Annotated in this window: 19 protein-coding genes; 15 read left to right on the forward strand and 4 right to left on the reverse strand. The window is 70.2% G+C overall.

Features of this window, described 5'->3' with window-relative positions; genetic code table 11:
* Window positions 1-64: 64 nt before the first annotated feature.
* The 11 genes from ACFYXK_RS05960 (at window position 65) to ACFYXK_RS06010 (ending at window position 10,064) form a co-directional block, all read left to right on the forward strand.
* A complete protein-coding gene (locus ACFYXK_RS05960; RefSeq protein ID WP_389410007.1) occupies window positions 65-1,387 on the forward strand; it encodes an MraY family glycosyltransferase in 1,323 nt (440 codons plus the stop codon).
* 276 nt (window positions 1,388-1,663) lie between these two features.
* Window positions 1,664-2,110, forward strand: coding sequence for a hypothetical protein (locus ACFYXK_RS05965; RefSeq protein WP_383504306.1), 447 nt, complete (start codon window positions 1,664-1,666; stop codon window positions 2,108-2,110).
* Between the two features lie 225 nt (window positions 2,111-2,335).
* Window positions 2,336-3,157, forward strand: a complete 822-nt coding sequence (atpB, locus tag ACFYXK_RS05970; protein ID WP_389410008.1) for a F0F1 ATP synthase subunit A — start codon at window positions 2,336-2,338, stop codon at window positions 3,155-3,157.
* 73 nt (window positions 3,158-3,230) lie between these two features.
* Window positions 3,231-3,482 (forward strand): ATP synthase subunit C, encoded by a 252-nt coding sequence (locus ACFYXK_RS05975; RefSeq protein ID WP_018535366.1) that lies wholly within the window; start codon window positions 3,231-3,233, stop codon window positions 3,480-3,482.
* A 39-nt stretch (window positions 3,483-3,521) separates the two neighbouring features.
* Window positions 3,522-4,067 carry a F0F1 ATP synthase subunit B gene (locus ACFYXK_RS05980; protein ID WP_362634718.1) on the forward strand — a complete coding sequence of 182 codons (546 nt, stop codon included), beginning with the start codon at window positions 3,522-3,524 and terminating at the stop codon, window positions 4,065-4,067.
* Window positions 4,064-4,879 carry a F0F1 ATP synthase subunit delta gene (locus tag ACFYXK_RS05985; RefSeq protein ID WP_389410009.1) on the forward strand — a complete coding sequence of 272 codons (816 nt, stop codon included), beginning with the start codon at window positions 4,064-4,066 and terminating at the stop codon, window positions 4,877-4,879. Before ACFYXK_RS05980 ends, ACFYXK_RS05985 begins: the two co-directional genes overlap by 4 nt.
* Before the next feature lie 129 nt (window positions 4,880-5,008).
* Entirely contained in the window at window positions 5,009-6,604 is a 1,596-nt protein-coding gene (gene atpA / locus ACFYXK_RS05990) for a F0F1 ATP synthase subunit alpha (RefSeq protein ID WP_389410010.1), read from the forward strand.
* A gap of 20 nt (window positions 6,605-6,624) precedes the next feature.
* Window positions 6,625-7,542: a F0F1 ATP synthase subunit gamma gene (locus ACFYXK_RS05995; protein ID WP_030857155.1), complete on the forward strand. Its 918-nt coding sequence runs from the start codon at window positions 6,625-6,627 to the stop codon at window positions 7,540-7,542.
* Window positions 7,542-8,984, forward strand: coding sequence for a F0F1 ATP synthase subunit beta (gene atpD, locus ACFYXK_RS06000; RefSeq protein WP_030857157.1), 1,443 nt, complete (start codon window positions 7,542-7,544; stop codon window positions 8,982-8,984). The genes ACFYXK_RS05995 and atpD overlap by 1 nt, the downstream gene beginning before the upstream one ends.
* A 128-nt stretch (window positions 8,985-9,112) precedes the next feature.
* Window positions 9,113-9,487 (forward strand): F0F1 ATP synthase subunit epsilon, encoded by a 375-nt coding sequence (locus ACFYXK_RS06005; RefSeq protein WP_266625400.1) that lies wholly within the window; start codon window positions 9,113-9,115, stop codon window positions 9,485-9,487.
* Between the two features lie 130 nt (window positions 9,488-9,617).
* The gene (locus tag ACFYXK_RS06010) at window positions 9,618-10,064 is read left to right on the forward strand and encodes a DUF2550 domain-containing protein (protein WP_030295266.1); all 447 of its coding nucleotides are present in this window, start codon (window positions 9,618-9,620) and stop codon (window positions 10,062-10,064) included.
* Window positions 10,065-10,216: 152 nt separating this feature from the next.
* Here the strand turns inward: ACFYXK_RS06010 and ACFYXK_RS06015 are convergent, their stop codons facing one another.
* From ACFYXK_RS06015 to ACFYXK_RS06025, 3 genes are all read right to left on the reverse strand, one after another.
* The gene (locus tag ACFYXK_RS06015) at window positions 10,217-12,064 is read right to left on the reverse strand and encodes a glycosyl hydrolase family 18 protein (protein ID WP_389410011.1); all 1,848 of its coding nucleotides are present in this window, start codon (window positions 12,062-12,064) and stop codon (window positions 10,217-10,219) included.
* Between the two features lie 169 nt (window positions 12,065-12,233).
* A complete protein-coding gene (locus ACFYXK_RS06020) occupies window positions 12,234-12,887 on the reverse strand; it encodes a response regulator transcription factor (RefSeq protein WP_030295263.1) in 654 nt (217 codons plus the stop codon).
* Window positions 12,884-14,113 (reverse strand): sensor histidine kinase, encoded by a 1,230-nt coding sequence (locus ACFYXK_RS06025; RefSeq protein ID WP_389410012.1) that lies wholly within the window; start codon window positions 14,111-14,113, stop codon window positions 12,884-12,886. Before ACFYXK_RS06025 ends, ACFYXK_RS06020 begins: the two co-directional genes overlap by 4 nt.
* Window positions 14,114-14,291: 178 nt before the next feature.
* Between ACFYXK_RS06025 and ACFYXK_RS06030 the strand changes: the two genes are divergently transcribed.
* Window positions 14,292-14,861 (forward strand): hypothetical protein, encoded by a 570-nt coding sequence (locus ACFYXK_RS06030; RefSeq protein ID WP_389410013.1) that lies wholly within the window; start codon window positions 14,292-14,294, stop codon window positions 14,859-14,861.
* Here ACFYXK_RS06030 and ACFYXK_RS06035 read toward each other — a convergent pair.
* The gene (locus ACFYXK_RS06035; protein ID WP_383504288.1) at window positions 14,858-15,430 is read right to left on the reverse strand and encodes a cob(I)yrinic acid a,c-diamide adenosyltransferase; all 573 of its coding nucleotides are present in this window, start codon (window positions 15,428-15,430) and stop codon (window positions 14,858-14,860) included. The genes ACFYXK_RS06030 and ACFYXK_RS06035 overlap by 4 nt on opposite strands.
* 301 nt (window positions 15,431-15,731) lie before the next feature.
* Here ACFYXK_RS06035 and ACFYXK_RS06040 point away from each other — a divergent pair, with 301 nt between their 5' ends.
* The 3 genes from ACFYXK_RS06040 to ACFYXK_RS06050 all read left to right on the forward strand — a co-directional run bounded on the left by ACFYXK_RS06040 (window position 15,732) and on the right by ACFYXK_RS06050 (window position 19,698).
* Window positions 15,732-16,580, forward strand: coding sequence for a 3-hydroxyacyl-CoA dehydrogenase family protein (locus ACFYXK_RS06040; protein WP_389410014.1), 849 nt, complete (start codon window positions 15,732-15,734; stop codon window positions 16,578-16,580).
* A gap of 187 nt (window positions 16,581-16,767) precedes the next feature.
* The gene (locus ACFYXK_RS06045) at window positions 16,768-17,091 is read left to right on the forward strand and encodes an STAS domain-containing protein (RefSeq protein WP_030153791.1); all 324 of its coding nucleotides are present in this window, start codon (window positions 16,768-16,770) and stop codon (window positions 17,089-17,091) included.
* 192 nt (window positions 17,092-17,283) lie between these two features.
* Window positions 17,284-19,698, forward strand: coding sequence for an ATP-binding protein (locus ACFYXK_RS06050; protein WP_389410015.1), 2,415 nt, complete (start codon window positions 17,284-17,286; stop codon window positions 19,696-19,698).
* Window positions 19,699-19,721 lie beyond the last annotated feature (23 nt).

The raw sequence follows: 19,721 nt of genomic DNA on the forward strand, positions 1-19,721 counted from the left end.
GTGAGGGGTACATCGCAGCTAATGTGTGGGGCTGAGATGGCCGGCGATACATCTGGGGCAGCCCGTGCGTGAATATCTGCTGACGCTTTGCGTCACGGTCGCGGTGACCTACCTGCTCACCGGGCCCGTGCGGAAGTTCGCGATCGCGGCCGGTGCGATGCCGGAGATCCGCGCCCGCGACGTCCACCGCGAGCCCACTCCGCGGCTCGGCGGCATCGCCATGTTCGGCGGACTGTGCGCGGGGCTGCTGGTCGCGGACCACCTGCGCAACCTCAACGGCGTCTTCGAGCTGTCGAACGAGCCGCGGGCGCTGCTCTCCGGAGCCGCCCTGATCTGGCTGATCGGCGTCCTCGACGACAAGTTCGAGATCGACGCCCTGATCAAGCTCGGCGCACAGATGATCGCCGCCGGTGTGATGGTCATGCAGGGCCTGACCATCCTGTGGATCCCCGTCCCGGGTATCGGGAACGTGTCGCTGACCCAGTGGCAGGGCAACCTGCTCACCGTGGCCCTCGTCGTGATCACCATCAACGCGGTGAACTTCGTGGACGGCCTCGACGGCCTGGCCGCCGGCATGGTCTGCATCGCCGCCGCCGCGTTCTTCCTCTACGCGTACCGGATCTGGTTCGGGTACGGGATCGAGGCGGCCGCGCCCGCGACCCTGTTCGCCGCGATCCTGATGGGCATGTGCCTCGGCTTCCTGCCGCACAACATGCATCCGGCCCGGATCTTCATGGGCGATTCCGGATCGATGCTCATCGGGCTGGTGCTGGCCGCCGCGGCGATCTCGATCACCGGGCAGGTGGACCCGGACACCATGGCCCTGTTCGCCGGTGGTGAGCGCAACGCGACGCACGCGATGCTGCCGGTCTTCATTCCGCTTCTGCTCCCGCTGACGATCATCGCGATCCCGATGGCGGACCTGGTCCTGGCCATCGTGCGCCGTACGTGGAAGGGCCAGTCGCCGTTCGCGGCCGACCGCGGGCACCTGCACCACCGGCTGCTGGAACTCGGGCATTCGCACAGCCGCGCGGTGCTGATCATGTACTTCTGGTCGGGGCTGATCGCCTTCGGCGCGGTGGCGTACTCGGTGCACTCGGCCTCGATGTGGATCGTGCTCGCCATCGTCGCGCTGAGCGCGGCGGGCCTCGTACTGCTCCTCCTGCCGCGCTTCACCCCGCGCGCACCGCGCTGGGCGGAGGGACTGGTCCCGCCGCGCTACCGGCACGCGGAGCGCGCGGCCGAGGCGGCCGCGCAGGATGCCTCGGGCCGCGAGCCGGAGCCCGCCAGGCCGGTGAGGGTCGGCGTCTCCGGCGTCAACGGAGCGACCGCGGTAGGCCCCCGTTCGCGCTTCCCCGACCGGCGTAAGGCGGAGTCGACGCGCTGACGGCCGCAGCACATATCCGACATGGACGGCCTTTACCACACACAACCACGGCTTGTCGCGCACACACGGGCGGGTTAGCTCTCATGTGTGACAGTCAGCACACTCCGCAGGTAAAGCTCTCATCAAATAGTTTGTGATACCGTTCACTAAACCCGGCGACAGAGCCGAAGGACCGTAGTGCGACGGTCCATTGGCCCGAGGCGCGATCTCGGCCCGGGCTTACGCTCGTCCCGTACGAGTCCCGTATACCCCCACCACCACGCGGAGCCATGCGCCATGCTGTCCGATGACGCCCGATCCCTTCTGCACACCGCTGTACCCACTGCCGTCGCCGGCGCCATCGCCGCAATCGTCAGCGGTGTCGTCGCGGGCGGCAAGGGGGCGATCGGGGCTGTCATTGCGACTCTGGTCGTGATTCTTTTCATGGGGATCGGCTTCGTCGTCCTGCAACGCACGGCGCGATCGCTGCCGCATCTGTTTCAGATGATGGGTCTCGTCCTGTACACGACCCAGATTCTGCTGCTCTTCGTCTTCGTCGCCGTCTTCCGGGACACGACGTTGTTCAACCCCAAGGCATTCGCGATCACACTCGTCGCAGCGACGCTTGTCTGGATCGCTGCGCAGACGCGCGCGCACATGAAGGCCAAGATCCTTTACGTCGAGCCCGAAGCCGCCAAGGGTGACAAGGGTGAGAAGCCCGAAAACACGGGGTCCTCGTCGTGAACGGTAGGGGCGGAATAAGTGCTCGTTCGAGATCCTGCTATCGTCCGGTGCCAACTGCGGCATCGCGGGCGCGGGCATCTGAGCTGACGCCTGCTCAATCGCGAGGCTCTATGCCTGCAAGCCGCCCCCACATCCGTAAGACCAGTCCCGTGCCGAACCGCGGCTGCGCGCCGCGCCGACACAACGAGGTTGCCGTACCTATGCGCCACGCTGAAGGAGCCCGCGGTGAGTGCTGACCCGACGCAGGTGCTCGCCTTCGAGACCGATTGCCACATCTTCGACGGCTGTGGTTTCCCGGCTCCTGGCCTGCACTCGTTCCTGTTCGAGCCGATCTTCGGCGACGCGAACAGCAACGTCTACTTCAACAAGACGATGCTGCTCGCCCTGCTCGGGTCCGTCATCATCGTCGGATTCTTCTGGGCGGCATTCCGCAAGCCGAAGCTGGTTCCCGGAAAGCTCCAGATGGTCGGCGAGGCCGGCTACGACTTCGTGCGCCGCGGCATCGTCTACGAGACCCTGGGCAAGAAGGAAGGCGAGAAGTACGTCCCCTTCATGGTGGCGACCTTCTTCTTCGTCTGGATGATGAACCTCTGGTCGATCATCCCGCTCGCCCAGTTCCCGGTGACCTCGGTCATCGCGTACCCGGCCGCCCTGGCCCTCGTCATCTACTTCATGTGGATGTCGGTCACGTTCAAGCGCCACGGGTTCGTCGGCGGTCTCAAGAACCTCACGGGCTACGACAAGTCGCTCGGCGGGATCCTGCCGCTGGTCATGCTCATCGAGTTCTTCTCGAACGTGATCGTCCGCCCGTTCACGCATGCGGTCCGTCTGTTCGCGAACATGTTCGCCGGTCACACCCTGCTGCTGCTCTTCACGATCGCCAGCTGGTACCTGCTGAACGGCATCGGCATCGCCTACGCCGGTGTGTCGTTCGTGATGGTCATCGTCATGACCGCGTTCGAGCTCTTCATCCAGGCTGTCCAGGCCTACGTCTTCGTGCTGCTGGCCTGCAGCTTCATCCAGGGCGCCGTCGCCGAGCACCACTGACCGCCCACCCCCAAACCATCAGACGTCCGGTGGCCAACCCCCACCGGTCCATGAAAGAGAAGGAAGAACCGGCATGTCCGCTCTCGCGCAGACCCTCGCCGCTGGCGTCGAAATCAAGGGCAACCTCGGCTCGATCGGCTACGGCCTCGCCGCCATCGGCCCCGGCGTCGGCGTCGGCATCATCTTCGGTAACGGTACGCAGGCCCTGGCCCGCCAGCCCGAGGCCGCCGGCCTGATCCGCGCCAACCAGATCCTCGGTTTCGCCTTCTGTGAGGCGCTCGCCCTCATCGGTCTGGTCATGCCGTTCGTCTACCCGACCAGCTGATCCGGTAGCGAACAGACCCTTTAGACGGAAGGCACTGATGTGAACCCTCTGGTTCAGCTCGCGGCGGAAGAGGCGGAAAACCCCCTCATCCCGCCGATCCCCGAGCTGGTCATCGGTCTGATCGCCTTCGTCATCGTCTTCGGTTTCCTCGCGAAGAAGCTCCTCCCGAACATCAACAAGGTTCTGGAAGAGCGTCGCGAGACCATCGAGGGCGGTATCGAAAAGGCGGAAGCCGCTCAGACCGAGGCCCAGAGCGTGCTGGAGCAGTACAAGGCCCAGCTCGCCGAAGCCCGGCACGAGGCCGCGCGCCTGCGCCAGGAAGCGCTGGAGCAGGGCACTGCGCTCAAGGAAGAACTGCGCGCAGAGGGCCAGCGGCAGCGTGAGGAGATCATCGCTGCCGGCCACGCCCAGATCGCGGCCGACCGCAAGGCTGCCTCGCAGGCACTGCGTCAGGACGTGGGCAAGCTCGCCACCGACCTGGCCGGAAAGCTCGTCGGCGAGTCCCTCGAGGACCACGCCCGGCAGAGCCGCACCATCGACCGCTTCCTCAGCGAGCTCGAGGAGAAGGCCGAGGCGGCCCGATGAACGGAGCGAGCCGCGAGGCGCTGGCCTCCGCGCGCGAGCGTCTCGACGCGCTGACGGACAACACGTCCGTCGACGCGACGAAGCTCGCCGGTGAGCTGGCTGCCGTCACCGCGCTGCTCGACCGTGAGGTCTCGCTGCGTCGGGTCATCACGGACCCGGCGCAGTCCGGCGAGGCCAAGGCCGAGCTGGTGCGTCGACTGCTGGGTACCCAGGTCGGCGGGGAGACCCTCGACCTGGTGTCGGGCATGGCCCGGTCCCGCTGGTCGCAGTCCCGCGACCTGGTGGACTCGCTCGAGGAGCTGGCGGCCACCGCCGACCTCACGGCGGCCCAGCAGGCAGGCGCGCTCGACGACGTCGAGGACGAGCTGTTCCGCTTCGGCCGGATCGTCGCCTCGAGCACCGAGCTGCGCTCCGCGCTGACCGACCGGGCGGCCACCGTCGCCGCCAAGGGCACGCTGCTGGGCAGCCTGCTCGGCGGCAAGGCGAACGCCGTCACCGAGCGTCTCGTCACGCGTCTCGTCACGCACCCGCGCGGACGTAGCCTGGAAGCGGGACTCGAGTCCCTCTCCAAGCTCGCCGCCGAGCGCCGCGACCGCATGGTCGCCACCGTGACCAGCGCGGTTGCGCTCAGCGACGTGCAGAAGCAGCGTCTCGGCGCGGTGCTGGCCAAGCTGTACGGCCGCCAGATGCACCTGAACCTCGACGTGGACCCCACGGTCCTCGGCGGGATCACGGTGCGGGTCGGCGACGAGGTCATCGACGGCACCATCGCGGACCGCCTCGCCGAGGCGTCCCGCCGCATGGCCGGCTGACCAGCCACCAATAGAACAACGCATTTCCAGCGGCCCGGTTGGGCCGTGCAGAACTTGCAGAAGATTCCTGGGGGTCACCCCCAGACCCCTAAGAAGCTTCAGGCCCAACAAGGAGAGCAGGGAACCCAGATGGCGGAGCTCACGATCCGGCCGGAGGAGATCCGGGACGCACTGGAGAACTTTGTCCAGTCGTACCAGCCGGACGCGGCCTCGCGCGAGGAGGTCGGAACGGTCAGCGTTGCCGGCGACGGCATCGCGAAGGTGGAGGGCCTGCCCTCCGCCATGGCGAACGAGCTGCTGAAGTTCGAGGACGGCACCCTCGGTCTCGCCCTCAACCTCGAGGAGCGCGAGATCGGTGCGGTCGTCCTCGGCGAGTTCAGCGGTATCGAGGAGGGCCAGCCGGTGCAGCGCACCGGTGAGGTGCTCTCCGTCGGCGTCGGCGAGGGCTACCTCGGCCGCGTCGTCGACCCGCTCGGCAACCCGATCGACGGTCTCGGCGAGATCGCGACCGAAGGCCGCCGCGCCCTCGAGCTGCAGGCCCCCGGCGTCATGGTCCGCAAGTCGGTCCACGAGCCGATGCAGACCGGCTACAAGGCCATCGACGCCATGGTGCCCGTCGGCCGTGGCCAGCGTCAGCTGATCATCGGTGACCGTCAGACCGGCAAGACCGCGCTGGCCGTCGACACGATCATCAACCAGCGCGACAACTGGCGCTCGGGCGACGTGAACAAGCAGGTCCGCTGCATCTACGTCGCCATCGGCCAGAAGGGCTCGACCATCGCGTCCGTTCGCGGCGCCCTGGAAGACGCCGGCGCGCTCGAGTACACGACGATCGTCGCCGCCCCGGCGTCCGACCCGGCCGGCTTCAAGTACCTGGCGCCGTACACCGGTTCCGCCATCGGTCAGCACTGGATGTACGCCGGCAAGCACGTCCTGATCATCTTCGACGACCTGTCGAAGCAGGCCGACGCCTACCGCGCCGTGTCGCTGCTGCTGCGCCGCCCGCCGGGCCGCGAGGCCTACCCGGGTGACGTCTTCTACCTGCACTCCCGCCTGCTGGAGCGCTGCGCGAAGCTGTCCGACGACATGGGCGCCGGGTCGATGACCGGTCTGCCGATCGTCGAGACCAAGGCGAACGACGTGTCGGCGTTCATCCCGACCAACGTCATCTCCATCACCGACGGCCAGTGCTTCCTGGAGTCCGACCTGTTCAACGCGGGCCAGCGCCCGGCGCTGAACGTCGGTATCTCGGTCTCCCGCGTCGGTGGCTCCGCGCAGCACAAGGCCATGAAGCAGGTTTCCGGCCGTCTGCGTCTGGACCTCGCCCAGTACCGTGAGCTGGAGGCGTTCGCCGCCTTTGGTTCCGACCTGGACGCCGCGTCGAAGGCTTCGCTGGAGCGCGGCAAGCGCCTGGTCGAGCTGCTGAAGCAGGGCCAGTACCAGCCGATGCCCGTCGAGGAGCAGGTCGTCTCCGTCTGGGCCGGCACCACCGGCAAGATGGACGACGTCCCGGTCAACGACATCCGTCGCTTCGAGTCGGAGCTGCTGGAGCACCTGCGCCGTGAGCGCAAGGACCTCCTGACCTCCATCGCCGAGGGCGGCAAGATGTCGGACGACACCCTGTCCTCCATCGCGGACGCCATCGCCGGCTTCAAGCGCCAGTTCGAGACCTCGGACGGCAAGCTCCTGGGCGAGGACGCACCGGCCGTCAACGTCTCCAAGTGACGACGGAAGGGACCTGACTCATGGGAGCGCAGCTCCGGGTCTACAAGCGTCGCATCCGTGCCATCACGGCGACCAAGAAGATCACCAAGGCGATGGAGATGATCGCCGCCTCGCGCATCGTCAAGGCGCAGCGCAAGGTGGCGGCGTCGATGCCGTACGCGACCGAGCTCACCCGTGCGGTGACCGCGGTGGCGACCGGTTCGAACACCAAGCACGCCCTGACGACCGAGGTCGAGCAGCCGAGCCGTGCCGCGATCGTGCTCATCACGAGCGACCGCGGTCTGGCCGGCGGCTACTCCTCCAACGCCATCAAGCAGGCGGAGCGGCTCACCGAGCGGCTGCGCGGCGAGGGCAAGGAGGTCGACACCTACATCGTCGGCCGTAAGGGTCTGGCCTACTACGGCTTCCGCGAGCGCAAGGTCGCGGATTCGTGGACCGGCTTCACCGACAGCCCGGCCTACGCCGACGCCAAGCGCGTCGCCGGGCCGCTGATCGAAGCCATCCAGACGGAGACGGCCGAGGGTGGCGTCGACGAGCTGCACATCGTCTACACGGAATTCGTGTCGATGATGACGCAGAACCCGGTCGACGGCCGGATGCTGCCGCTCAGCCTCGACGAGGCTGCGGAGGAGAGCGGTACGAAGGGCGAGATCCTTCCGCTGTTCGACTTCGAGCCGTCGGCGGAGGACGTCCTCGACGCCCTTCTGCCGCGCTACGTCGAAAGCCGCATCTACAACGCACTGCTGCAGTCGGCCGCTTCCGAGCACGCCGCCCGCCGCCGCGCGATGAAGGCGGCGACCGATAACGCCGGAGACCTCATCAAGAGCCTCTCCCGGCTTGCCAACGCGGCCCGCCAGGCCGAAATCACCCAGGAAATCAGCGAGATCGTCGGTGGCGCCAGCGCCATGGCCGACGCGACCGCGGGGAGTGACAAGTAATGACGACCTCTGTTGAGACGGCCGCCGCCTCGGGCCGCGTCGCCCGGGTCATCGGCCCGGTCGTCGACGTGGAGTTCCCCGTCGACGCGATGCCCGACATCTACAACGCGCTGAAGGTCCAGGTCGCCGACCCGGCCGAGGACGGCGCGCTGAAGACCCTGACCCTCGAGGTCGCGCAGCACCTGGGTGACGGCCTCGTCCGTACCATCTCGATGCAGCCGACCGACGGTCTGGTCCGCCAGGCCCCGGTGACCGACACGGGCGAGGGCATCACCGTCCCCGTCGGTGACTTCACCAAGGGCAAGGTCTTCAACACCCTTGGTGAGGTGCTGAACTACCCGGAGGAGAACGCCAACGTCACCGAGCGCTGGCCGATCCACCGCAAGGCGCCCCGCTTCGACGAGCTCGAGTCGAAGACCGAGATGTTCGAGACCGGCGTCAAGGTCATCGACCTTCTCACCCCGTACGTCAAGGGTGGAAAGATCGGTCTGTTCGGTGGTGCCGGTGTCGGCAAGACCGTTCTGATCCAGGAAATGATCTACCGCGTCGCCAACAACCACGACGGTGTGTCGGTCTTCGCGGGCGTCGGTGAGCGTACCCGTGAGGGCAACGACCTCATCGAGGAAATGGCCGACTCCGGCGTCATCGACAAGACGGCGCTCGTCTTCGGCCAGATGGACGAGCCCCCGGGCACCCGTCTGCGCGTCGCCCTTGCCGGTCTGACCATGGCGGAGTACTTCCGCGATGTGCAGAAGCAGGACGTGCTCTTCTTCATCGACAACATCTTCCGTTACACCCAGGCCGGTTCGGAGGTGTCGACCCTTCTGGGCCGCATGCCGTCCGCCGTGGGTTACCAGCCGAACCTGGCTGACGAGATGGGTCTGCTGCAGGAGCGCATCACCTCGACCCGCGGTCACTCGATCACCTCGATGCAGGCGATCTACGTCCCCGCGGACGACCTGACCGACCCGGCGCCGGCCACCACGTTCGCCCACCTCGACGCGACGACGGTTCTCTCCCGTCCGATCTCCGAGAAGGGCATCTACCCGGCCGTGGACCCGCTGGACTCGACGTCCCGCATCCTCGACCCGCGGTACATCGCGGCGGACCACTACGCCACGGCGATGCGCGTCAAGGGGATCCTCCAGAAGTACAAGGACCTCCAGGACATCATCGCGATCCTCGGTATCGACGAGCTGGGCGAGGAGGACAAGCTCGTTGTCCACCGTGCCCGTCGTGTCGAGCGCTTCCTGTCGCAGAACACCCACGTCGCCAAGCAGTTCACCGGCGTGGACGGTTCGGACGTTCCGCTCGACGAGTCGATCACCGCGTTCAACGCGATCTGCGACGGTGACTACGACCACTTCCCCGAGCAGGCGTTCTTCCTCTGCGGTGGCATCGAGGACCTGAAGGCCAACGCCAAGGAGCTGGGCGTCTCCTGAAGCCGCGCTCCTCGCGAGCACAGCTGACTGACGGAGAGGGGCGGGTGTGTCCCGTCCCTCTCCCCACGCCCATTAGAATTTGACCCAACACCCGGCTGACCCGCCGGGTGGTGACCCGAGGAGCCACCTTGGCTGCTGAGCTGCACGTCGAGCTGGTCGCGGCGGACCGCAATGTCTGGTCCGGCGAGGCCACCCTTGTTGTCGCCCGCACCACGTCCGGCGACATCGGCGTCATGCCCGGTCACCAGCCGCTTCTCGGTGTGCTGGAATCGGGCCCGGTGACCATCCGCACCAGCGACGGCAACACCGTCGTCGCCGCGGTGCACGGCGGTTTCATCTCGTTCGCGGACAACAAGCTGTCCCTGCTGGCCGAGATCGCCGAGCTCGCTGACGAGATTGACGTCCAGCGGGCGGAGCGGGCACTGGAGCGCGCGAAGTCGGAGGCCGATGCGGCCGCCGAGCGTCGCGCCGATGTCCGGCTGCGCGCGGTAACGGGGCACTGAGCCCCGTTCCGGAGAGTGTGCGACCTCAGCCGCGGTCCGTGCTGGAATTTTCCAGACCGGGTCGCGGCTGAGGCGATGTACGTCCGTTTTTCGTTGGTGCGGGATTCGATGAGCGAGGAGGTCGGTGAAGATGCTCCTCGCTCTGCTTGTGAGCGGCCTGGTCGTAGCCCTGGTGGTGATCGGGCTGTTTGTCTTCGGACTGCGCCGCAGACTCATCCAGCGTTCCGGCGGCACCTTCGACTGCAGCCTGCGCTGGGGCGTGTCCGAGGAACCCGACATCTCCGGCAAGGGCTGGGTGTACGGGGTCGCCCGCTACAGCGGTGACCGCATCGAGTGGTTCCGCGTCTTCTCGTACTCCCCGCGGCCGCGCCGGCTGCTGGAGCGCTCCTCCATCGAGGTGGTCGCCCGCCGCGCCCCCGAGGGCGAGGAGGAGCTGGCACTGCTGTCCGACGCCGTCGTGCTCGGCTGTGTCCACCGCGGGACCCGCCTGGAACTGGCGATGAGCGAGGACGCGCTGACCGGTTTCCTCGCCTGGCTGGAGGCGGCGCCTCCGGGACAACGGGTGAATGTCGCCTGAATCCCTTGCCCGTTGGGTGGGGATCCCCCCCGGACGAAGTCTGGGGGAGGGGGAACGTGGCCTGACGCGGGCCGTATGCGTGGAGAAGCCGGGGAGACGGGGGGCGGACCCCGTCTCCCCGGCTTCGTCGTTCACCGGTCCGTGCGTGGGGGCTACTGCAGACCGGTGTGGATCGCGTTCGCCAGTTCGCCGTTCGAGGTGTCGCCGCTGAACTCCCAGAAGAAGGCGCCCTTGAGGCCCTGCTGCTTGGTCCAGCTCATCTTCCCGGCGATGGTGGCGGGGGTGTCGTAGCTCCACCAGTTGCTGCCGCACTTGGCGTAGGCCGTGCCGGCGACGGTCCCGGTGGCCGGGCAGCTGCCCTTGAGCACCTTGTAGTCCTCGATGCCCTGCTCGTACGTGCCCGCGGCGGGCCCGGTGGCCGCGCCGCCGGGGGCGTCCTGCGTGACGCCGGTCCAGCCGCGGCCGTAGAAGCCGATGCCGAGGTTCAGCTTGGAGCCGGCGATGCCCTTGCCCTTGAGCTTGGTGATGGCGGCCTCGGAGTTGAAGCCGGCGATCGGGATGCCGGCGTACGAGGTGAGGGGGGAGTGCGGGGCGGTCGGGCCCTTGGCGTCCCAGGCCCCGAAGAAGTCGTACGTCATGACGTTGTAGAAGTCGACGTACTGGGAGGCGCCCGCGTAGTCGGCGAGGTCCAGCTTGCCGCCGTTGGAGCCGTCGGCGGAGATCGCGGCGGTCACCAGGTTGCTGCCGCCGAACTTGGTGCGCAGCGCGGACAGCACGTTCTTCAGGGAGGCGGCGCCGCTGGTGTCGCAGGACAGGCCGCAGGCGTTCGGGTACTCCCAGTCGATGTCGATGCCGTCGAAGACGTCGGCCCAGCGCGGGTCCTCGACCAGGCTGTAGCAGGAGTCGGCGAAGGCGGCCGGGTTCGCCGCGGCCTGGCCGAAGCCGCCGGACCAGGTCCATCCGCCGAAGGACCACAGCACCTTGATGTTCGGGTACTTCGCCTTGAGCTTGCGCAGCTGGTTGAAGTTGCCGCGCAGCGGCTGGTCCCAGTTGTCGGCGACGCCGTCGACGCTCTGGTCGGCGGTGTAGGCCTTGTCGTAGTCGGCGTAGGCGTCACCGATGGTGCACTTGCCGCCCTGGACGTTGCCGAACGCGTAGTTGATGTGGGTGATCTTCGCGGCGGAGCCGGAGGTGACCAGGTTCTTCACGTGGTAGTTGCGCCCGTAGACGCCCCACTCGGTGAAGTAGCCGAGCTTGACCTTGCCGCCCGGGTCCGGGGGCGTGGTGCCGCCGCCGGCCGTGGTGACGGAGACGGAGCCGGAGGCCGGGCCCGTCTGGTCGGCGGTGTCGCGGGCGACGACGCCGTAGGTGTACGTCGTGCCCTTGGTCAGGCCGGAGTCGGTGTAGCTCGTGCCCGTGACGGTCGCGACCTTGGCGCCGCCGCGGTAGACGTCGTAGTTCTTGACGCCCTTGTCGTCGGTGGCCGCGGCCCAGCCGATGGTCAGCGAGGTGTCGCCGACCCCGCTCGCGGTGGGCGTACCGGGGGCCGACGGCGGAGTGTCGGTGGGGGTCGAGCCGCCGTCGCAGGAGCCGCCGTTGACCTTGCAGCCGCTGGGGGCGCCGGAGCCGGCGCCGTTGAAGCCGAAGCTGATCGTGGCGCCGGGGGCGAGGGTGCCGTTCCAGCCGACGTTCTTGCCGGTCCAGTGGGTGCCGGAGCTGGTGACGGTGGCGTCCCAGGCGGAGGTGACCGTGGTGCCGGAGGGGTAGTCCCACTCCACGGTCCAGCTGGTGAGGGTGGTGGTGCCGGTGTTCTTCACCGTCCACTTGCCCTCGAAGCCGGTGCCCCAGTCGGAGACCTTCGTGTACGTGGCCGTCGCGGAGGCGGCGGCCTGGGCGGGGCCGGCCAGGGCCACGAGTCCGGCGACCGGCAGGGCGAAGGCGGCCACGGTCGCGGCGAGCCTTCTGAAGAGACGGATGCGGGGTGGGGGTGCTGTGCTCAAGGGTGCTCCTCCGTAGGTCCGTCGTGGCCGTGGGGCCGATCACGACATGGGGGTGGGACCTGCGCCGCCCGTGAGCACGCTTGTCATGGCACGCTCACCACAGTTGCCGCGAGCGTAGAAAGGTCTGGACCAACCGTCAAGAGGTCCAGACCTTCGCTCGAGGAGTCCGTCAGAGGCCCAACTCCTGGGCCAGTACGGCCGCCTGGACCCGGCTGCGCAGCTCGAGCTTCCCGAGCAGTCTGCTGACGTGCGTCTTCACCGTCGCCTCCGCCATCTCCAGCCGCAGCGCGATCTCCGCGTTCGACAGTCCCTCGCCCAGACAGCCGAGCACCTCCCGCTCCCGTCGCGTCAGCGAGGCCACCGCCGCGGCCGTCTCCGGAGCCACGGGCGCCTTCACGGGCCGCGGAGCCGCGAACTCGGCGATCAGCCGCCGGGTCACCGCCGGGGCGATCAGACCCTCCCCGCGCGCGACGGTCCGTACCGCCTCGATCAGCTCCGCCGCGTCCGCGTTCTTCAGCAGGAACCCCGCCGCCCCCGCGCGCAGGGCACCGAACACGTACTCGTCCAGGTCGAAGGTGGTCAGCACCAGGACGTCTGCCAGCCCCTCCGCGACCACCTGGCGGGTCGCCGACACCCCGTCCAGCCGCGGCATCTGCACGTCCATGAGGACGAGGTCGGGCCGCAGCTCCCGTGCCAGGCGCACCGCCTCCTCCCCGTCCGCCGCCTCGCCCGCGACCTCGATGTCGCCCGCGCTGCGCAGGATCAGCACCAGGCCCGCCCGTACCGCGCTCTGGTCCTCGGCCACCACGACCCGGATGCTCATTCCGCCACCGCCTTCTCGTCCGCGGGCAGATCCGCCCGCACCAGCCACACCGATCCGTCCCGCCCCGCCGTGAACTGCCCGCCCAGCAGTTCCGTCCGCTCCCGCATGCCGATCAGCCCGGCTCCCGAGCCGGGGGCGCGGGGGCCCGGGCGGTTCCCGTACGGGGAGTCCACCCGTACGGTCAGCAGCCCCCCGGCCGCGCCGTCGCGGCTCACGCGGACCCGGACCGTGCCCGGGGCGGCGTGCTTGAGGGCGTTCGTCAGCGACTCCTGGACGATCCGGTACGCCGCCAGCTCCACGGGGGCCGGCAGCGGCTCCCCGGGCGGCCGCTCGTCCAGGAGTACGAAGTCCAGCCCGCTCGCAGCGCCGTTGACACGGGCCTGCGCCAGCAGGGCGTCGAGCCCGTCGAGGGAGGGCGTGGCGGCCGCCTCCTGCTCCGCGCCCGCGTCCCGCAGCAGCCCGATCAGCCGGCGCATCTCGGCCAGCCCCTGCACGCTGTTCTCCCGGATCACCCCGAGGGCCTCCCGGCTCGTCGCGGGGGAGTCGATGGAGAGCGCGGCGGTGGAGTGGATGGCGATGGCGGACAGGTGGTTGGCCACCATGTCGTGCAGCTCGCGGGCCATCCGGGCGCGCTCGGCGGTGACGGCCTGGCTGCGGTCCATCTCGGCCAGCAGCGCGGTCTGCTCGGCGCGCAGCCGGGCCGCCTCGGCGGCCTCGCGGTGGTTGCGCAGGGTGGCGCCGGTCAGGGCCGGGCCGAAGCTCACGATGCCGGTGATCACGCCGATCATCAGGGCCTGCGGGGTGCGCAGCCAGGCCACGGAGGCGATGGTGACGGCGATGGTGATCAGGCCGGTGGAGACCGGGAGGCGCCGGGCCATGGCGGGCTTGCCGTAGACGACGGCCGCGTACATCAGGTCCGTGAAGATCAGGACGGTGCCGAGGTTGCCCACGGTGAACTGGTCGGCGATCACGCCGACCGTGCCGACGGCCAGGGTGACGTTGGGCGCGGTGCGGCGCAGCAGCTCCATCGGGCCGAGCACGAGGAGCGGGACCAGGGCCGCCCAGGCGGGGAGGAAGTGCCGGTTGTTGGTGCTGTAGACGCCGAGCGACCAGAGCAGCAGGCCCGCGAGCACGCTGAGCACCGCGAGGAGGACGTCGTCGCGGTGGGGGCGGAAGGTCTTGGCGGGTGCCGTGGCGGTGATGGTCGGGGTCACGGTCCCATCCAACAGGGTGGGGGAGCACCGGGCGTCGCCGCCTGGGCGGAGGCGGGGCGGCGCGGCACTACACCGAAGGATGCAGTCGCGGTTCGTCAGCGGCGACGACGAAGGGGCGCGGATCGGGCGGGAGCCTGGATGCAGTGGTCGTCGCCCCGGACGTGCCGACCGGAACCGAAGGGAGATTCCCGTGCTCGTCGCCCTGATCATCGCCTGCGAGATCGCCTTCTGGGTGCTGCTGGCCGGCGGGCTGGCGCTGCGCTACCTCGCGAAGATGCCCCGGCTCGGAGCGGCCGTCCTGCTGTGCGAGCCGCTGCTGGAGCTGGTCCTGCTGGCGGCCACCACCCTGGACCTGAAGAACGGCGGCGAGCCGACCTGGACGCACGGCCTGGCCGCGCTGTACATCGGCTACACCGTCGGCTACGGCCACTACACGGTGAAGTGGCTGGACGGGCACGCGGCGTACCGCTTCGGCGGGGGCCCGAAGCCGCCCGGCCCGAAGTACGGCAAGGCCAGGGCGGTCCACGAGTGGAAGCTGTGGACCCGCACCCTGGCCGGCGCGGCCGTCGCGCTCGGGCTGCTCCAGGCGGCGATCTGGTACGTGGGCGACGCGGCCGACACCGGCAGCCTGCAGAGCTGGCAGTTCGTCGCCCTGCGGGTGCTCGGCATCCAGGCCGTGATCGCCGCCACGTACACGCTGTGGCCGCGCAAGGCCCCGGTGGCCGAGCCGGAGGGGGAGCCGGCCGAGGTCAGGCGTTAGCGCTCGCCGCCGGGGACCCAGAGGACGTCCCCGACCTCCTTGTTGGCCGTACGGGCCAGGATGAAGAGGAGGTCGGAGAGGCGGTTGAGATAGGTCGCGGTGAGCGGGTTCATCACCTCGCCGTGCACCTCCAGGGCCGCCCAGGTGGAGCGCTCGGCGCGGCGGACCACCGTGCAGGCCTGGTGCAGGAGGGCCGCGCCGGGGGTGCCGCCGGGGAGGATGAAGCTGCGGAGCTTCTCCAGCTCCTCGTTGAAGGTGTCGCAGTCGGCTTCGAGCTTGTCGATGTAGAACTGCTCGACGCGCAGCGGCGGGTACTCGGGGTTCTCGACGACCGGGGTGCACAGGTCGGCGCCGACGTCGAACAGGTCGTTCTGTACCCGTACCAGGACCTTCACGACATCCTCCGGCAGCCCGCCGAGGGCGATCGCCGTGCCGATGGCCGCGTTGGCCTCGTTGGCGTCGGCGTAGGCGGAGATCCGCAGGTCGGTCTTGGCCGTACGGCTCATGTCGCCGAGGGCGGTCGTGCCCTTGTCGCCGGTACGGGTGTAGATGCGCGTGAGGTTCACCATGCGGCCAGCGTAGTGAGCGGCGGCGCCGCGTGCGGCTCCGCCCCGGCCCCGGGCTCCCGCTCCGGGCCCCCGGCGCCCCGAACGCCGACGGGGCCGCGCCCGCCCCGCGGGGCGGGAGGCCGCGCGACTGCGGGTGATCGGGGCCCGGTTGGCGCGAGCGGACGGCTCGGCCGGACCGGTGTGATGTCCGTCAGTTGAGACGTGACGCGTGTTACTTCGCGGTCACACGACCCCGCGCGAGCGCTAGTCTCCGCCGGAGAGGCTACGAAGCTGGGCCGAATTGAAGAACGTGGGGTGTGCAGTGGCTGGGAAGCTCGCCGTCATCGGTGCCGGACTGATGGGTTCCGGAATTGCTCAGGTCTCCGCTCAGGCGGGGTGGGACGTCGTACTGCGTGATGTCACCGATGCCGCGCTGACCCGCGGTACCGACGGGATCAAGGCCTCGTACGACAAGTTCGTCTCCAAGGGCAAGATGACGGCCGAGGACGCCGAGGCCGCGCTCGCCCGCATCAAGACGACCACCGACCTCGACGCCGTCGCCGACGTCGACATCGTCGTCGAGGCCGTCTTCGAGAAGCTCGAGGTCAAGCACGAGATCTTCCGCACGCTCGACAAGCTCGTACGGGACGACGCGATCCTCGCGTCCAACACCTCCGCCATCCCGATCACCAAGATCGCGGCCGTGACGGAGCGTCCGGAGCGGGTCGTCGGCGCGCACTTCTTCTCGCCCGTCCCGATGATGCAGCTCTGCGAGCTCGTCCGCGGCTACAAGACGAGCGACGAGACCCTCGCGGCCACCCGGGCGTTCGCCGAGTCCGTCGGCAAGACCTGCATTGTCGTCAACCGCGACGTCGCCGGCTTCGTGACGACCCGTCTGATCTCCGCCCTGGTCGTGGAAGCCGCGAAGCTGTACGAATCGGGCGTGGCCTCCGCCGAGGACATCGACATCGCCTGCAAGCTGGGCTTCGGCCACGCCATGGGGCCGCTCGCCACCGCCGACCTCACCGGCGTCGACATCCTGCTGCACGCCACCAGCAACATCTACACCGAGTCCCAGGACGAGAAGTTCGCGCCGCCGGAGCTCATGCGCCGGATGGTGGACGCCGGTGACATCGGCCGCAAGAGCGGGCAGGGCTTCTACAAGCACTGAGCCGCCGAGCCGTCCGGGCGCCGGGTCTTTGGGCGCCAGTTCGAATATCTGCACCCGCACGGGTGAATTAGGTATCGGTTCGCTCACGGTCGGCAACTTCCCTGCCCGCACGGCAGTCAGTTGCAGTGAGAGTTGCCGACCACGGACCAGTCGGATCCCTACGTACCCAGGACTGCCGGGAGCGCATATGCACATCAGGGGCGACCACGCCGAACTCGCTGTCGGGGGCCGCCTCGACGTGCGCAGCGCGGCGGACGCCCGTACGGCCCTGCACACCGCCCTCGACGACGGCCACGGCGATCTCGTGCTCGACCTCACCGGGCTCGACTCCTGGGACGCGACCGGGCTCGGCGTGATCATGGGAGCCCACCGGCGGGCTGGCCGGACCGGCCGCCGCCTCGTCCTGCGCGGTGTGCCGCCGCAGATGCAGCGGCTCCTCGTCGCCACCCGGCTGCACCGCATCCTCGCGATCGAGGGCGGCCTGGAAGCGGAATCCCTCCCGCGGGTCTGACGCGGTCCGCCGCCCACGTTTCCTGCGGAAACGTAACGGTCCGGTGGTGAAGGCACCCCTGCGGTTCCCCGCACGACCGGGCACCGTCTAGGGTTCGGGCGGAAACCGGACCCGTAGCGACAGCGGAATGTGCGAAGGCCGGAAGGTAGGACACGACGGCGACGGCGCAGGGCGCGATCGGGGGACCAGGTCATGGACCGCACACAGGGGCAGGCCGAACCGGTGGAGCAGCCCGCGACGGCGTCCGCGGCTCCCGCGGCGGCATCCGCGGGAGACGGGCCGGCCGCCGCCCCCGCTCCCGTCCCCGTCGCGCGGGTCGTCACGCTCACCGCCGGGGACTTCACGCTGACCGTGAACCCCGTCGACGGCAGCGAGATCGAGCCCCGCCGTCCCGGCACCGGCGCCGCCGCCCCCGCCAAGCGCGACGCCGCGGGCCGCAGCGCCCGGGACGCCGCCGCGCGGCCGCCCGCGCTGCCCGGGCCCGCCGCCCCGGCCGCGCCGCTCCTCGCGCGCGAGGAGGAACGGGAGCGGCTCGTACGGCTGCTGGGCCGCGGCCGTTCCGTACGGCTGACCGGGCCCGCCGGATCCGGCCGCAGCGCCCTGCTGGAAGCGGTCGCCGCCGACTGCACGGGTCTGGCGCCCGACGGCGTCGTACGGCTCAGCGGGTACGGGCACCAGCAGCCCGGCGAACTGCTGCACGCGCTGTACGCCGCCGTGTACGAGGCCTCTGCGGAGCGGCCCGAGCGGACCCGACTCCTGGCCCGCGTACGGGACATCGGAGCCATCGTGCTCCTCGACGACCTGGAGATGGGCGGCACCGCCCTCGACGAGCTGCTGCGCGCCACCCCCGAGTGCGCGTACCTGCTGGCCGCCACCCCCGACACCCGCGCCCCCTCCGACGACTCGCACCTGGAGGAGGTCTTCCTCGGCGGCCTCGGCCGGGCCGACTGCGTGGCGCTGCTGGAGGCGGGCACCGGACGGCCGCTGACCGACGAGGAGACCGCCTGGGCGGGAGACCTGCGGTTCGCCTCCGAGGGGCTGCCGCTGCGCTTCGTCCAGGCCGCGGCGCTGCTGCGCCAGCGCGACGAGCGCAACCTGTCCTCCGCCGAGGACGACGACGATGAGCCCGGCGTCTTCGAGGAGCGGCCGCGCGACGCCGCGTTCGTGGCCCTGCCGACGCTGGCCGAGGGCGCGGCCCCCGCCGAGCTGCTGGCCTCCCGGGTCAGCGAGTCGGCGCGGGCGGCGCTGCGGATCGCCTGCGCGCTGGGCGGGGAGATGCCGCACCACGCCCACCTGCCGGCGCTCGTGGGGGACACCCACGCCGACGCGGCGGTCGCGGAACTCCTGGGCTGCGGACTGCTCACCCCGGTCGGCACGCGCTACCGGCTGGCCGCCGGGGTCGCGCGGCAGCTGGAGGAGGCCGGGTTCGCGGACACCGCCCCGGAGGAGGCCCGTACGGCCGCCCGCCACTACGCATGGTGGACCGGACACGCCTCGGTGACCCCGGAGCGGGTCGCCTCGGAGGCCGACGCGGTGCTGTCGGCGCTGGCCGGCGCCGATGTGGTGGCCGCCGTACTGCTGGCCCGGACGGCCGCCCCGGCGTTCGCGGCCTCGCGGCACTGGGAGGCGTGGGAGCGGGTGCTGCGCTCCGGGGCCGAGGCCGCGCGGAAGGCGGGAGAGGTCGCGGAGCAGGCGTACTTCCACCACGAGCTCGGCGTGCTCGCGCTGTGCGAGGGGCGGCTGGACCGGGCGCGGGCCGAGCTGGAGGCGTCCATAGGCCTGAAGGGTGCGCTCGCCGACAAGCGGGGCACGGTGGCCGGGCGGCGGGCGCTCGCGCTGGTCACGGACCGCGAGAAGGCGGGCGTGGAGGTGTCGCCGCCGCTGCGGCTGGAGCCGCCGGTGGCTGCGGCGTCAGGGGCTGCGTCCGAAGCGGTGACGACGGCGATGCCTGCGGTGCCGGCGGTGTCGAAGCCGGCGCCCGCGGTGGCCCCGGTCCCCGCGGTGGCACCCGTCGTGCCGGTGATCGGGCGGACGCAGGCGCCGACGACGCTGTCGGAGGTGTTCGAGGAGGCCTTCCCCCTCGACTCGAAGCCGGCGGTGGCCGCGCCGGTCGTGCCCGCGCCGCTGCGGGCTGCCGAGCCGCGCCGGAAGCCGGTGCTGCTGGCGGCGGCGGGAGCGCTGACCGTGGTGGTGCTGGGCACGGTGGTGAGCCTGGCGATGGCCGGCTCGGACCCCGAGACCCCGGCGGGCGGGGTCGGCCCGGCGGTGTCCTCGACGCCGACGTCGGGGACGTCGGGCGGCGCGGGCGTGCCGGCGGCGGGCGGGAACGATCCTGCACCGGATCCGGGGGCGACGGCCCCCGACGCCTCGGAGCCGACCGCCCCGGAGCCGGGCCTCAGCCCGGACCCGAACCAGTCGCCGCGCACCCCGTCGCGCAAGCCGGCGGCGACGCCGCCGTCGCGCACGCCGTCTTCGACGGGTCCGACGGGCACGTCCTCGAACCCGGCGCCGACGCCGACCGTGACCGAGCCGACGACACCTCCGGTGCCGACCCCGACACCGACCCCCACGAGCACGACCCCGGCCAACCCGTCGGCGACGGTCTAGGTCGTCTGTTTCGGATCTTGCCG

The sequence above is a fragment of the Streptomyces sp. NPDC002209 genome, assembly GCF_042890265.1.
Taxonomy (GTDB): domain Bacteria; phylum Actinomycetota; class Actinomycetes; order Streptomycetales; family Streptomycetaceae; genus Streptomyces.